Source organism: Paraburkholderia kirstenboschensis (assembly GCF_032806925.1).
GTDB classification, from domain to species: domain Bacteria; phylum Pseudomonadota; class Gammaproteobacteria; order Burkholderiales; family Burkholderiaceae; genus Paraburkholderia; species Paraburkholderia kirstenboschensis.
Map to the genome: position 1 here is coordinate 1,452,086 of NZ_CP136511.1, position 14,448 is coordinate 1,466,533.

The following is a 14,448-nucleotide window of genomic DNA, read 5'->3' on the forward strand; positions in this document are numbered from 1 at the left end:
CGGATGCCCTTGATTGCGGCGCACGTGTGATTTTGCTGCATAAGCGCTATCCGTGCTGTGCAGTTGTGCCGTGTGCCTGAGTCGCCGCAATTGGTGGGAATACCAGCCCAGTCGTCGCGTGCGGTCCGGTTTGCAGCGAAAGCACTGAAGAACGTTCATCGCAGGACCTGCCATCGGCAATGGTCAAGAAGCAGATGTTGCCAGTTGAATGGACAACGGCATATACGCACACTTGGCTCGATGGAGAGTTTGTGACGGCGAGACAAGTGAGGCTGCTGCAACGAATGGCCGTTATAGTCGCAGGATGCGACGTATGGGAGCGCAGCGATGGACGACCGAGTTGGGGTCGGTGTGGGACCAACGCGGCGCAAAAACGGGACGAATGCGAAGTGATGCCGGCGAGAGGATCGGTCTCATGGCTGATATCTATGGGCGCAATGAACTGACGCTCCCGCTACGTCGCGCATGAGGCTCTGCCCGGGACAGTGACGTTCTTTATGTCGGACTGCTGGCCAGAGACGACGCATGATTGACGGCAGTATCGCCCCATCTAAAACCCGAGCCCGACGCCGACGCCTCCGAAACCACTCCCACCGAAACTGCCTGCCCCAATCCCAATGCCGAAACTGGGGCGCGGCGCATAATAGCCGGGCGGGTCGCCGTAGCCGTAGTAGGGCGGCTGGGCAGCGACGCAACCCGCAATACCGAACGCTAAAGCCAGGATGCCAAGTAGCTTCATCATGACGCGCTCCCTTCCATCAGCAGGACAGGGACATCGCGAGCAAGATCCGGTCCCTCGCTGGCCGTCCCCGAGGAAGCGACATTCCGCGCATGCATCCATGCATTCGTCGCCCTAATAGCCGTTCGACCAAACGTCCAAGTGCGATTTATTGCATCGAGCATCGAGCCAACTTGTTTCGACAATGGTCGCACCGCCGACCGAAAGGTTGAGATGGGTGTCCTGCGATGTCCGCCGTCCGTCTCAGTTCCCGGTGGCCCTGGTTTAGTCGCGACTGCGGTTTGGGTGGCTGGCCCACGGCCGCATCGACCGTCCGTTGCCACCAGCCAGCTCGGCTCCTTTTGAACGTCGCAGATTGTCCTGGGATCGAATAGTTGGGCCTCACGCTCGCCTCGCCGAGCCACGACAAGGAGCGACATGCCATGCACGCTGATCCTGTGGAATACAAGACATCTACGATCATGCCTCTCGCCCCAATTTCCATGCCCGGCTACGCAGCAACAGCGATCGTCACGCATCGGAACGGCAAACGGGAAACATTTTGCATTCTTGGATACTTCGCATCCGAGAACGCAGCATGTACGTTTGCCATTGAATACGCCAAAGCCCATATCGACGGTCGGCCACGTCCGAGGCCGCCGTTTCCCTTCGATAAATCTGCGCCAGCCGTTTGTGCCGTCGTTAGCAACACCGGATACCCGGTGCAAGCGCCTGAGACAGCGCGAATGCAAAAAAAGCCGCAGATCGCTGCGGCCTGAACACACACGCCGCGCACAGGACGCTGGCGTTAGCTTCATCCTACACATCTGCATTGCCGAAGCAATCCGGTATTTCGTCTGGATGTTTGCAAGAGGCCGCGTGGTCCATCTACCGCGGCGCGGGCTTATGTCAATGGCTCCCGCAGGCGTTGCGAAATGGCCACGATGCCGCACGTCCGGCGCTTGGATGGCACAAGCGACGTCATTGACCAAGACTAAGCAAGGTCCCGCTGCAAAGGCCGCCGGGCAGCACCCGGGCCATCAGACGACGTTCGGGCATTGCCGTAGAGTGACCATTCATCATTCTCGATTCAACGGAAGCGGGAATCGTCCCGCGACAAAAGGGGGCCACCTCTACGTGCCTTGAATACGTCGTGCCATAATCGGGCACCATAACGGCAGCGCCGCTTCAACGGTCTGACCCATGCCCGCGCGTTTCCATTTGAAGATTGGCAGCCTTTTGGGATTGCTTGCGATCCTGATGGTGACACTCGCGCCGGCCGTGTCTCAGATGCTCGCTGCGAGGCGCGATGGGACAGTTCTTTCGGCCTCACTTTGCTCCGCGCAATCGACGCCAGACGACGCGCCGAATAACCAGGACGCTTCCCACTCCCTGGCTTCCCACGGGCAGGCTTGCGGTTACTGCAACCTGCTCGCCCACATGCCGGCGATGCCAAGCGTTCAACCCGCTTGTGCATCACGGTCTGGACAACCCAGCATCGCATTGCCGCCCGGTCCGAGAGCATTCGGCGCGGCCTGCCATTCACTCCAGCCCAACCCCGCGCCCCACGGTCCCATCCTGATTTGAGTCTCCACCGACGCGATGCATTCGCTGCATCGCAGTGTGTCGCGCGCCTGTTTCCCGACGTGTGACCCATTACAACGACCTCAAACAAGGATGAACAGGTCAACGCCGATAAGGCCGTGGTCGACACGCATCAGCCGGGCGTGATCACCGTTGCACTGCCTCCCTTGCAGGCCGGGCGCTATTCCGTGCATTGGGTGGCAGTCGCATCAGACGGGCATCGCACCCATGGCGATTACGCGTTCGAAGTGAAGTAAGCGTCAATGGCATCGCGGCATGTTGAGTTCTACGTCGTGCGGTTACCTGCCGCACGACCTTCAAAGCGTTAATGGCAAGACATTGCGTTATCGTTGATTGACTGGTTTCGGTCGGATGCTGTTGAAAAAGTCGGCGACCGTCGAATCGCGAGGGTTTCATGGGTCGCTTTACCCTTACCCAAGGGCTGCGAGCGGCTTGTAGGCCGATCTGAGAGGTCGATTTCTTTGCTGTTGCACGACAAACCGTATGGCGCGACTTTTTCAACAGCATCGGTCGGCAAGCAGACGCCCGCCACTTCCACCTGAGAGGCAGCAAGGGGTCGAAGGACTGATATGACTTTCCGTGTCAATCGGGATCGGTTTTCGTTTGGTAGGCACATGAATTCCTGAGGGCGGCGTAGCAGTAAGTCTCGACGGTGGATCGCACTTCTATGAGCAGGATGTTGTCAAGGACGCTCTTCATACATCTCTCCGGCCGATCCTAAGCCGACGTCGTGTCGCGCTCGTGAGAGGAACCAGCATCTCACCACCTTCTATCCGCTGGCGCGTTGCCAGCCTTATCCTGCAATGCGCGTTACGCCGGAATCGCTTCCGCGAACATGCCCCATCTGAGAGCTATTCGGTTGCGTTTGCAACCCAGCGTGATCACGGGCATGTTCACTTCGAACTCGTTTGCTATGCAACTGCCAGACTCCTTCCTGCGAAACCAGGGCTCAAGCTGACTTTAGGTGCGCGCCTTCGGGAATGACCCCCGTCTTTCAGATAGCGCCACAACGCAATGGCAAGCCGTCGTGCTACCGCCACGATGGCAATACGTCGCGCGCGTCGGTTCGGTCCGGTGCCCTGTGTGCGCTGGTAAAACCATCTCGTTAATGCGCTGCCGGGCTGGTAGCGCAGCCAGGGGTTCTGGTGCAAATAGGCCGTCTGGAAGAGACGGTTCAGATAGAAAGGATTTCTTATCGAGCAGACAGGACAGCACTCCAGACGGCGGGCGCAGTGATATCTTTGAGGCCGAGCTTCGCGAGATTGAATTGACCTTTTCGAATGCGATGCAGCAACTCAATGCCTGCGAGCGTGATCGCGGCGTTCCTGAACCGTTTGAAGCCGAGCATGACATTGGTCCGGGACTTGATGTGGCGATGGTCCTGCTCGATCAAGTTGTTGAGATATTTCGAGGACCGGATCTTCGTATCCTCCGGCAGCAGGCCATCCGCCTTCATCTCCCGCACAGCACGGTGTGAGGCGGCATAGCCATCGAGCGTGATGGTCTATGGCCGCCTTCACGTCACGTTTCGCCCTGAGCAGGAAATCAACCGTCTGCCCCGACCGATCTACCGCCCGATAAAGGTAGACCCATTTGCCGCGGATTTTCACGTAAGTTTCGTCGACGCGCCACGACGCACCTGCAGGCGTGCCGAAACGGTCCCAGCGCTTGACGAACTCCGGCGTATAGCGCTTCACCCAACGCAAGATCGTCGTGTGGGCCAGCGACAGGTCCCGCTCGGCCATCATCTCGACAAGATCACGCAGGCTGAGCTTATAGCGCATATACCAGCGCAGGCACAGAATGATCACGTCGCGGTTGAAGTGACGACCTCAGAACAGTTCGTCCGTACTCTTCAGCTTGCTCATTGTCGGATGATGAGATCGGGGAGCAACACTTTAACCGGTTCACCTTCACGATTTGCACCAGAACCCTGGCAGACGATCAGCGTTCGTCATCGTCAGACTCCTTGCCGATGGCGACGCCTGCGGTCTTGAGCAGCAGCTTCGCAAGGCGTGTAATTGCCCTTGCGCGCTGTGCCGCACTCATTCCCTGAAGCTCCGCGGTGTCGAACCTGAGACTCATCTGGGACAGCGTCAGTGCAGGCGGTTGTGGGCGCTGCAGGACGCCCCTTGGCAGCTTGGCCATTGCGTTTCTCCCGGACGGTAGTGGAACCGTCGACGAGTGTGCTCGCAAGCGCCAGTCAACGAGCAGCCGTTCGAGTTCACTCAGCACCGCAACTGTGACGCGCGGCTCGCCCAAGGCCATAGCAGAACACGAGACGCGATCCAGCATCCACGCCGACACCACCATCACTACGCCTGGGCTGGCCTCGACGTGCACCACGCGACCGCTGTTTCGTTCCTCGACGTCTCGTACCTTGACGCGACGCCCGTACAAGGGATGCCAACGGTAATGGACTTCAACTTACTGCCCGACATGGGCAGAATGATCGCGAACCTGTCATCGGTCGGCGTAACTATCTGTTCGCTGGAGCAGACTCCGGCGGCGAACGTGCTGCCGCAATCTACAGCCTCGTTGGCACCGCAAAACTCAACGGCATAGATCCTGAGGCGTATCTGCGATACGTGCTCGCACGCATCGCAGACCATGCGATTAACCGTATCGATGAACTCGCACCGTGGGCCATCGCCGATCAGCTCCACACCCCCGTCTAAACATCACGATCTCCCGTCAAGACGTTGCTGGGGCCACGCTTACGTTCGGGGTAGTCGAGATGGCGTAGTTCCGATGGCAGAAGTGGGTCAAACTGCGGCCGCTGGTGCTTTGGCGGTAGCGGACGCTCGGTTAGGATCCCCGCAGACACATGGCAATGACCGCAAAGGCCGATGACGAGGCTGTTTAAACGATGTACGCCATCATCGAATGAAGTTGCCTCTTGATGGACCTTTGGTAGTTGGCTGCGGTTTCACATTTATGGTGGAAGTTGGCAACTCCAATAGTAGGTTGTCTCATTTGGAGAAACTACCTCGAGACGAGCGCCTTCGGGAAGCATGCGGGGAATGTTTGGGTCGCAAGCGCCACAAGGCTCCATCTCAATGAGCAGCATAGCGCGAGCGATTCTGCGATTGTGCAAAACGGAGGCAGCATGGCCTTCGACGTGAGTAAGTGAGTATCGGTTGTTTCCGCTTCCTGCGCTTCTGGGAATACCGCCCCTGTGCGTCCCGCCGCAGGGCCCTCCGTGCCGGCCACTCTTTAGATACAGTGGTTTTTCGCCGGGTATGAGCAGAATGCCGACGATGGCAGTGTCTGTCGAGGAGCGAGTGGGTGGGAGCGCAAAGAACTCGCGACAGTGTCGCAGCTGTTCACGTTCGTCTGTGGTAAGTCCGTGACATCTCATCGTGTTGGATGTATGCATGACTGCTCCAGCGACCATTCATCTGTGTGTACAAGTCCGCGCGTTTGAGAAACATTAATCGCCGCGTGCGCTGAGCACTGTTTCGGAAATCAGGGTCACGCGGAAAGGCGATAAAAATGATAGTCGCTCAGTCATCGTTTTGCCACACTGGAGACCGCGCCAAAGCCGGGCCGTGCCGCGATCGAATTCGTAAGCGTCAGTCCGATCTGACGAGCCTGCGCCTCAAGCATGTCAATGCGTTCGCTGGCTAGACGGCAATTCTCTTAGATTGAAAAAAGTAATGGCAACGCGCTGCGCGCTATCTTTGATAGCCGCTGTATGCAGCAGATCCGGCATTCGGCAGGCGCCTGGCGCGACGAGGAGAACTGTACGCTCCCGCACATTTAATGCCGCGGGCAGTTCTATGCTTTAAGCGGACCGATATTGTAATGATATAGCCAATGGCTTAATAAATAGAAATATGCGAGCTTTCTAAATCGGTACGATGAAGGGCGGCCACCCAAACCGACAATCTGTTGAAATCTTGCGCGACCAGGAATTTGCGCGCCCGCGCCGAGCTCCTCGCTTTGCTCGTCGCATCGCATCTCATTGCGCGGCGGATGACTGGCGAATGGCTGTCGGTTGAGCATGTCGTCGAGTCAAGGATGCTGTGGCTCAAAGCGAACGGCATAGGGACTGACGTGATTCAACGGGTTTGGCTCTCCGCTCGGGCATTGGATGTAGCCAAAAGTCTGGAGTCCGTGGGTGCACTTCGACGCGACTGAAGCATCGGTGAAGACGCCATTCTGCGACAACCTGCACCTTGTTTTCTGCTCGCCAGTCGCAAGAGAAATCTATCAGCACCGCCTCGTCCATCTGGCCGATTCCGGTTACTTCTGAATCCGGGACGGCTCCAGCGGTCTAACGAGCGGACGACCATGCCCATCTAAAGTGACACCGGAAAAGGCCTAAAGCATCGATCGCTAGATATGTCTTTAAACATTCGTATCATCGAAGAGTCTCTTAGACATACAAGCCATTCAATGAATGGAACTTTTTTTAGAGAAAGCAGCCGCTTCCTGCGGATGCAAGGGAGCCTATGAAGAAATCGAGGCTGCTTACCTGTATCACGCGGTATCTGCTACTTCCGCGGCCCCTCGCCGTTCTCCAATATGCGTGCGTGAGTTGTGTTGTGAGGAGAAAGGTCGTGGAACTGATACGCATGGTCGGCATGGTTTTGGCCAGTTTCTTCGGCGTGCGCAAGCGTGCAAACCATGAAGCCGATTTGGCCAACGTCAACATGATGCTGCTACCCTTTGTCGCAGTGGCGCTGGCTCTAGTGATTGGGTTGCTCATCGTCGGTGTAGTCGAACTGATTGTCGATGGAACAAGTTCAGTTCAGGGCTTTTGACTGCGGACATGTGTCGCAACGCGCATCTGTGTTTCGCGACATCGTCAGGCGCGAACTGCGGGTGAGTCGAGAATCTCGGCAAGTGCCCGAACTGCATTTTCGAAGCGAGCATCCCATGGGTGCCCGAAATTGAGCCGCACGCAGTTCTGAAAAGCGTGTGTCGCTGAGAACATTGGGCCTGGCGCAATGCTGACGCCGCGTTCGCTCGCCAGCGCGTGAAGCTCCAACGCCTTGACAGACTGTGGGAGTTGCAGCCACAGCATGTAGCCTCCGTGCGGGCGCGTCCACTTGACCGCGTCGGGTAGCCATCGGTGCAGCGCGGCCTCCATCTGTCCAAGTTGCGTTTGAAGCGATGAGCGTAGCGAGCGCAGATGCCTGTCGTAGCCGCCGTTCTCCAGGTAGTCGGCTATGCCAGCCTGGGCGGGGATACTTGCACACAGTGTTGTCATTAGCTTGAGTCGCCGAACTTTGTCGGCAAATCGGCCCGCTGTGGCCCATCCAACCCGGTAACCGGGTGCGAGCGTCTTCGAGAACGAGCTGCAATGCATGACGAGTCCTTCAGTATCGAATGCCTTGGCGGGCAAAGGCCGGTCACGACTGAAGTGAAGCTCCTGATAAACGTCGTCCTCGATGAGCGGGACCTGCTTTTCGCGTAGCATCTCGACCAATGCGCGCTTCTTCTCGACGGACAGAGAGGTCCCTGTTGGATTCTGAAAGTTGGGCATGAACCAGCATGCCCGGATCGGATGTTGCGCGAGCGCGCTTCGCAGCGCGTCCAAGTCTAACCCCAAGACTGGGTCCACTGGAATTTCGACTGCCCTCAGGTCGAGTCGTTCGATTGCCTGCAGCGCGGCATAGAAGCACGGAGATTCGACGGCAACGACGTCTCCCGGCCGCGTCACTGCCATCAGGCAGAGGTTCAATGCCTCAAGTGCGCCGTTGGTCACAACGATTTCCTCGGGCGCAACGGCAAATCCTGTCCCAATGTAACGTAACCCAATCTGTTTGCGGAGTGGGTCGCTGCCGGGCAGGTCCTCGACCGTACTCCAGGGGCTAAGCGAACGCGTGCCCGCCACCAGAGACTTCAAGAGCCGCGCCGACGGAAACAGCCTAGGGGAAGGAAATGCCGAACCCAAGGGCACTATGTCCGGGTGTCGGGTCGACTCCAGTACCGAAAACACCAGGTCGCTAATGTCGACTTCCTTCGGCGCTTCTTCCGGCCTTTCGGCAGGTGCCACCGCGTCGACAGCCGCACCAGGGGTGACGAAGTAGCCGGCGCGTTCTTCGGCGCGGACTAATCCCCACTGCTCGAGCAGGTAGTAGGCTCGGAATACCGTTGTCTGACTGACGCCGTACTGCGAGATAATTTGGCGCAAAGACGGAAGCCTGGCCCCGACAGGGATGTGCCCTGCACGGATTTGTTCTGCCAGGTTATTCGCGATGATTTCAAAGCGATTCATTGAATGACCTTGCGGCGCGCTGCTGAAGCGGAACTTTGGGGCGCCTGCGCCGTGATGACGCCCCTGAGCCACCTCTACGGTTTGGTGTCATGCTACCCGGAATCTACGACCCCTCACGCTGAGGGGCTGACCACGTCCCGACTGCTGCGCAGAAATCCACCGCATCTGCTTCTTCCTGATTATCGTCAACGCATCTACCGTAGCCGTCTGCGCCATAAGAGAGCGCGTTTGGAAAAGCGTGACCGGAGAGGCTTCGCACCCATGTATCGATACACCGATTTTGACAAAGCATTCGTTAGAAGCCGTGCGGCGCAATTCCGCAACCAGCTGGAGCGGTGGCAATGTGGCCAACTGCGCGAGGAGGACTTTCGCCCGCTCAGACTGCAAAACGGATGGTATGTGCAACGGCACGCACCGATGTTGCGCGTGGCTGTGCCGTATGGCGAACTGTCGAGCGCACAGTTGCGCGTCCTGGCGCGCATCGCCCGCGAATACGATGACCCAGCGTCCGACGTCTATCGGTGCGCCGTCGAGGCGCAGGCAAAGCTTGGCTCGACCCATCTACCGACGCACACCGCTCACTTCACCACCCGCACGAACGTCCAGTTCAACTGGATTCCGTTAGATAAAGCCGCCGACGTGATGGACCTCCTCGCGTCCGTGGACATGCACGGCATTCAAACTAGCGGAAACTGCATCCGAAACATTTCATGCGACGAGCGTGCTGGCGTGGCCGTTGACGAAATTGCCGACCCACGGCCTTTCGCTGAGCTGATGCGGCAGTGGACAACACTGCACCCTGAATTTGCCTATCTGCCGCGAAAGTTCAAGATTGCAGTCACCGGCGCCACCGAAGACCGAGCGGCGACCGACTGGCACGACGTAGGTCTTCGACTGGTGCGAAACAGCTCGGGCGACCTGGGATTCCGCGTCTCGGTCGGTGGCGGTATGGGCCGGACGCCAATGATTGCGACGGTTCTGCGGGAGTTCCTGCCATGGGACCAAATCATGAACTACATTGAAGCGGTCGTGCGCGTGTATAACCGCTACGGCAGGCGCGACAACAAGTACAAGGCGCGCATCAAGATTCTGGTAAAGGCAGAAGGACAGCGCTACATCACCGACGTCGAGCAGGAGTTCCGGCAAATCGTTGAACTTGACGGCGCTCCCCACACCATCACACAAGCAGAACTCGACCGGGTGACCGCCGCATTTGTGCCGCCCGAGGCAGTCGCCGAGGCTACCGGGAGCTCGCAAGCAGATGCACCCGCCGTCTCGGACCGTTTCGCGCGCTGGATGCGGCGGAACGTGGCGCCGCATAAGAAACCGGCGCTGCGCATCGTGACGCTGTCGTTCAAACGGCTGGGCCACGCGCCAGGAGACGCTTCGGCGGAGCAGTTGGAGCGCCTGGCAGACTTGGCAGACCGTTTCTCCGGTGGTGAGGCGCGGGTCACCCACACCCAGAACATCGTTCTGCCCTGGGTACCCGCGTCCGAGCTATACGCGCTGTGGGAGGCTGCGAGCGCACTCGGTCTTGCCAGCACAAACATCGGTTTGATGACAGACATCATCGCGTGCCCGGGAGGAGACTTTTGCGCGCTGGCCAACGCGCGTTCAATTCCTGTCGCGCAGGCCCTCGCCGAACGGTATCAAGACATCGACGAACTCGACGACATCGGTGACATCGATGTCCATATCAGTGGATGCATCAACTCCTGCGGCCATCACCATAGCGGGCATATCGGCGTGCTGGGTGTCGACAAGGATGGGAAGGAGTGGTACCAGATTACGTTGGGCGGGGCCGACGGGAGCCAAGCCAGCGGCACCGCGCAGCCAGGCAAGGTAATTGGTCCGTCGTTTTCTGCTGCCGAAGTCCCTGATGCAATCGAGGCCATCCTCGGCGCTTATCGCGACCTGCGGGAACACCGGGAACAGGGGCGGTACGAACGCTTCATCGAGACGTTGCGTCGCATCGGCCTTGACCCCTTCAAGGCGGCGGCTTATGGCGCTCGAAACAAAGATGAGGTGCTGGCGTGAACAATATTCCCCGCTTGGAAGTCATCGACAGGCGCGCGGCTCAAGAGCGCGACCAACCGAGCGTTCTGACGCTGCCCAACGATGCAGACCCCATGACGCTAGCAGGCGAGCTCGCCGGCGTACAGCGAATTGAACTGCATTTTCCGCATTTCACCGACGGCCGAGCGTATAGCCAAGCGTATCTCTTGCGCCGGAGGCTACGCTTCACGGGAGATTTGCGGGCAACGGGCGACGTCCAGGTCGACCAACTGCTGCAGATGGCGCGAACCGGCTTCTCCAGCGCGGTGCTCAACGACGGACTCAACCCGACGGAGGCGGCCCGCCACCTGGAGCAATTTTCTGGCTTCTATCAACGCGACCTCACCGTAGATTCTCTGCCTCTTGCCGCAGCCCAAGCGCTTAGACCCGGTTCAACGTCCGATTGAAGGTGTCGCAAAACCACTGCCGCGCCGGCGAGGCCTCGGCGCACCAGGAAAAGTTGGAAGAAAAAGCAAGGCGATATTTCGACACTCAGACGGAAGACGTCGCCCGCCCGCGCTATTTGCACCATGACCTTCGTAAATCAGTGACGACAGTTTAGGAAGGCCGGCGCATGCGAGTAAGCGTCGCACCTGCAGGGGAATGTTGCCGAATGTGGACAAACCGCGCGCGTTGGCGGGCAACGACGATGCAACGGGGCTGGCCTCGTGCGCGAAGCATCAACGCTTTTAATCGGCATTCAGGTGCCGGCCGTCTGACGAAGGCGGCTCTTTGTTCTGAAACCTGCAACAGACTTTTCTGTCACACCGCGTTAATCTCGCCGCCTCGCATTTCTGCAGTCCGTCGACTCTCCCAATATAACCATCCAATCGGAGTTGACGTGAAGAAGACCCTCATCGTAACCGGCTCGTGCATCGCAGCGCTTGCTGAGTCCGAGGCCCACGCGCAGAGTTCGGTAACACTGTACGGATTGATCGACGCAGGCATCATGTACACCAACAATGCAGCAAGCCGAGATGCGCACGGCGCGCTGTGGCAGGCAACCAGCGGCACCGTCAATGGAAGCCGCTTCGGCCTGCGTGGCGCGGAAGACCTTGGCGGCGGAGTAAAAGCCATTTTCGTTCTCGAAAGCGGCTTCAATGTGGAGACCGGCAAATCCGGTCAGAACGGCAGGCTCTTTGGCCGGCAGGCATACGTCGGACTGAGCGACAGCCGATTCGGCACGGTCACTCTGGGACGCCAGTACGACTCCATGACCGACTCTGTTACGCCGTTCTCTGCCGTTTCCGGTAAGTCCGGCTGCGCAGGTTTTTCGCACCCGTTCGACAACGACAATCTGAATCACTCAGTGCGAATCAGCAACGCTGCAAAGTATGCGAGCAACGATTACGGCGGGTTGATGTTCAATGCCATGTACGCGTTTTCCAACAGCGCTGCGTTCTCCGCGAATCGCGCAGGGAGCGGTGGCGCGAGCTACATCTACGGACCGTTCGGTGCGGGCGTAGCCTACCTGCAGATCGACGGCTCGAGGGAAGCTCCGCGAGCAGCGCAGGGGCGATCGATGTCAAGGCATCCTCCGTCAATGGCCACGGCGGCTTCTCGCTTGGCGCCGAACACCAGCGTACGTTCGGCGGCGGCTTGAACTACAGATTCGGGCCGGCCCTGGTCGGCTTTGTTTACACGCACACCCAACTCGGCGGTTCGGGTTCGTTTGGATCAAGCGGCGGAAACGTTTCGTTCCACAACTTCGAGATGAATGGCAAGTACATGCTGACACCGGACATTAGTGTCGCCGTCGCTTACACCTACACGAAAGGCCACGTGGACAACACCCGCACCTATGGCACCGATCCGAAGTGGAATCAACTGGATTTGCAGACTGTGTACTCGCTTTCGAAGCGAACCGACGTCTACGCCGAAGCGATGTATCAGCACGTCACGGGCAAAAACTACGTTGCGTTCATGAAGACCTCGGGGGCTGCGTCGTCCACTGCCAATCAGGTAGTCGGCACGCTGGGAATGCGTACGCGTTTCCAAGGCAATCCGGCATCCTTCCGTGCTTACTCGATCAGCCGTCGCAATTGACGACGAGTCGCGAAAAGAAACGGTGAGGGTTGCTCACCCGCTGGCGCGTTGACCGGGGTCCCGATTCGCTGCGGACGACGCCCCAATGTGACCGGGTGACCGGGTGAGTGTATGGGAGCCTTTTAACCCAAGGTTCACGTGTCCGATGAATTCAGGCCACGTTGTGAGAATACCGGTCGCTTGACGCAAGCGGACCATCACGCCCCGTCTGCCAGAGCGATCAGCCTCCCGCAGAGGAGCGTCACACCTAGGGTGAGCACCGACTCTGTGCCGGATAGTTTCCGCAATACCCGCCACCGCGATCTTAGGCTCGATGCCGAAACGGCGCACCTCGCCGACACCCATGATGGTGATTTCGGCGAGTTCTTCCGCCGTCGGATGAACGTTCACATGCGTATCGACGAGAAAAATCTGCCGGCCTGGCAGCACCAGCGCGTCCATCACCGCGGAGACGTTTCAGCCCTTCCTCTTGCCGACCACCTGATCGATGAAGTGCAGGTGCCGTGCGTCCTGCCCACCATGCGCAGATCATCGCGTCCGCTTCACCGCGCTTCAGCAGAACGCCTGCACCGGAATTTCCTCCAGCCTCAGTTCACCGATAACCGTGAGCGAAAGCAATCCGCGGGCACGTCACAGCCTCCGTTGCGGCCACATACCAACTGAAGGATCTATTTTTATCTACAACCGAGACCATAAGCAACGCCCGCATGCCTTAGCGCAAGCAACAGCAGGATTCCGCGTCGACGAGTAGACTTTGGTCTCCGTCTTTCCACCTAAAGGAGTGGAGCATGCCCTTGCCGTCCCGCGTCAGAATCGCGATTCTCGATGACTACCAGAACGTCGCACTCGACTCGGCCGACTGGTCCCCGCTGAAGGAGCGCGCGGACATCACCGTCTTTAACGATCACCTCGCGGACACGGCGCAGGTCATCGAGCGCCTGACGCCTTTCGACGTGGTCTGCGTGATGCGTGAACGCACGCCGCTCACACGCGAAATCATCGACAGTCTGCCGAATCTCAAACTGATCGCGTCAACCGGTTCAGCTAACGCGGCGATCGACACCGACGCGGCCGAGCACCGCGGCATCAAGGTCGCGCATACCGGCTATTCGTCCACGCCGACCATCGAATTCACGTGGTCGATGATTCTGGCAATGGCGCGAAACATCACGACCGAAAATCGGTCTTTGCTTGAAGGCGGCTGGCAACGCACGCTCGGCACGGAACTCGCCGGCAAGACGCTCGGGCTGCTTGGGCTGGGTCGTGTGGGTTCGGCCGTCGGCGTGATCGGCCGCGCGTTCAGGATGAACGTGATCGCGTGGAGCCAGAATCTTACAGAGGAACGCGCGCAATCGAAGAGCGTGCAACGGGTCGATAAAGACACGCTCTTTTCCATGTCGGATTTCCTGTCAGTCCATGTCCGTTTGAGCGAGCGCACGCGCGGTCTTGTCGGCGCCGCTGAACTGGCGAGCATGAAGCCGACGAGCCGCATCATCAACACATCGCGCGGCCCGATCGTGGACACCAAAGCGCTGCTCGCTGCATTGAATAGCGGACAAATCGCGGGCGCCGCCATCGACGTGTACGACACCGAGCCACTCGACCTCACCGATCCGCTGCGCTCACAGCCCAACGTGCTCGCGACGCCGCACATCGGCTATGTGACGCGCGAGTTGTATCAAACGTTCTATGGCGATACCGTGCGAAACATCGTCGAATGGCTCGATCAGACTAAGCCGGCGGACAACGCATAACGCGTCGCGCCCACCCCAACTCGCGGCGTTGCGCCAGGCGC

General features: G+C 58.9%; 10 protein-coding genes and 6 pseudogenes. 9 read left to right on the top strand and 7 right to left on the bottom strand.

From position 1 onward, the window contains the following. Positions 1-550: 550 nt before the first annotated feature. The gene (locus RW095_RS07090; RefSeq protein ID WP_317015370.1) at positions 551-742 is read right to left on the bottom strand and encodes a hypothetical protein; all 192 of its coding nucleotides are present in this window, start codon (positions 740-742) and stop codon (positions 551-553) included. A 419-nt stretch (positions 743-1,161) separates the two neighbouring features. On the opposite strand from RW095_RS07090, the gene RW095_RS07095 reads away from it, so the two are divergent. The 3 genes and pseudogenes from RW095_RS07095 to RW095_RS07105 all read left to right on the top strand — a co-directional run. Beyond that, positions 1,162-1,497, top strand: a complete 336-nt coding sequence (locus RW095_RS07095) for a hypothetical protein (RefSeq protein ID WP_317015372.1) — start codon at positions 1,162-1,164, stop codon at positions 1,495-1,497. Positions 1,498-2,008: 511 nt separating this feature from the next. Next, positions 2,009-2,305 (top strand): DUF2946 family protein, encoded by a 297-nt coding sequence (locus RW095_RS07100; protein WP_317016636.1) that lies wholly within the window; start codon positions 2,009-2,011, stop codon positions 2,303-2,305. Positions 2,306-2,397: 92 nt separating this feature from the next. Further along, positions 2,398-2,559 (top strand): annotated as a pseudogene (locus RW095_RS07105) (copper resistance protein CopC); the annotation flags it as partial. Between the two features lie 713 nt (positions 2,560-3,272). Here the strand turns inward: RW095_RS07105 and RW095_RS07110 are convergent. From RW095_RS07110 to RW095_RS07120, 3 genes and pseudogenes are all read right to left on the bottom strand, one after another. After that, positions 3,273-3,459, bottom strand: a pseudogene (locus RW095_RS07110) (IS110 family transposase); the annotation flags it as partial. 56 nt (positions 3,460-3,515) lie between these two features. After that, positions 3,516-4,134, bottom strand: a pseudogene (locus RW095_RS07115) (IS6 family transposase). Between the two features lie 133 nt (positions 4,135-4,267). Continuing rightward, complete coding sequence (locus tag RW095_RS07120; RefSeq protein ID WP_317015373.1) at positions 4,268-4,471, bottom strand: hypothetical protein; 204 nt, start codon at positions 4,469-4,471, stop codon at positions 4,268-4,270. Positions 4,472-4,776: 305 nt separating this feature from the next. Here RW095_RS07120 and RW095_RS07125 point away from each other — a divergent pair. Next, a pseudogene (locus RW095_RS07125) lies at positions 4,777-5,001 on the top strand (transposase domain-containing protein); the annotation flags it as partial. Between the two features lie 257 nt (positions 5,002-5,258). Here RW095_RS07125 and RW095_RS41360 read toward each other — a convergent pair. After that, positions 5,259-5,720 (bottom strand): DddA-like double-stranded DNA deaminase toxin, encoded by a 462-nt coding sequence (locus RW095_RS41360; protein WP_394365010.1) that lies wholly within the window; start codon positions 5,718-5,720, stop codon positions 5,259-5,261. Between the two features lie 1,168 nt (positions 5,721-6,888). Between RW095_RS41360 and RW095_RS07130 the strand changes: the two genes are divergently transcribed. Then, on the top strand, positions 6,889-7,092 hold the full coding sequence (locus RW095_RS07130; protein WP_317015375.1) for a DUF2970 domain-containing protein: 204 nt from the start codon (positions 6,889-6,891) through the stop codon (positions 7,090-7,092). A gap of 44 nt (positions 7,093-7,136) precedes the next feature. Here RW095_RS07130 and RW095_RS07135 read toward each other — a convergent pair whose 3' ends face one another. Then, positions 7,137-8,552: an aminotransferase-like domain-containing protein gene (locus RW095_RS07135; protein WP_317015376.1), complete on the bottom strand. Its 1,416-nt coding sequence runs from the start codon at positions 8,550-8,552 to the stop codon at positions 7,137-7,139. Positions 8,553-8,813: 261 nt separating this feature from the next. On the opposite strand from RW095_RS07135, the gene RW095_RS07140 reads away from it, so the two are divergent. From RW095_RS07140 to RW095_RS07150, 3 genes and pseudogenes are all read left to right on the top strand, one after another. Further along, positions 8,814-10,589, top strand: a complete 1,776-nt coding sequence (locus RW095_RS07140; RefSeq protein WP_317015378.1) for a nitrite/sulfite reductase — start codon at positions 8,814-8,816, stop codon at positions 10,587-10,589. Next, positions 10,586-11,014 (top strand): DUF934 domain-containing protein, encoded by a 429-nt coding sequence (locus RW095_RS07145; RefSeq protein ID WP_394365011.1) that lies wholly within the window; start codon positions 10,586-10,588, stop codon positions 11,012-11,014. The genes RW095_RS07140 and RW095_RS07145 overlap by 4 nt, the downstream gene beginning before the upstream one ends. Positions 11,015-11,448: 434 nt before the next feature. Further along, a pseudogene (locus RW095_RS07150) lies at positions 11,449-12,653 on the top strand (porin). A gap of 294 nt (positions 12,654-12,947) precedes the next feature. Here the strand turns inward: RW095_RS07150 and RW095_RS07155 are convergent. Further along, positions 12,948-13,215 (bottom strand): annotated as a pseudogene (locus RW095_RS07155) (phosphate acyltransferase); the annotation flags it as partial. Between the two features lie 226 nt (positions 13,216-13,441). On the opposite strand from RW095_RS07155, the gene RW095_RS07160 reads away from it, so the two are divergent. Next, positions 13,442-14,407 carry a D-2-hydroxyacid dehydrogenase family protein gene (locus RW095_RS07160; RefSeq protein WP_317015379.1) on the top strand — a complete coding sequence of 322 codons (966 nt, stop codon included), beginning with the start codon at positions 13,442-13,444 and terminating at the stop codon, positions 14,405-14,407. Positions 14,408-14,448 lie beyond the last annotated feature (41 nt).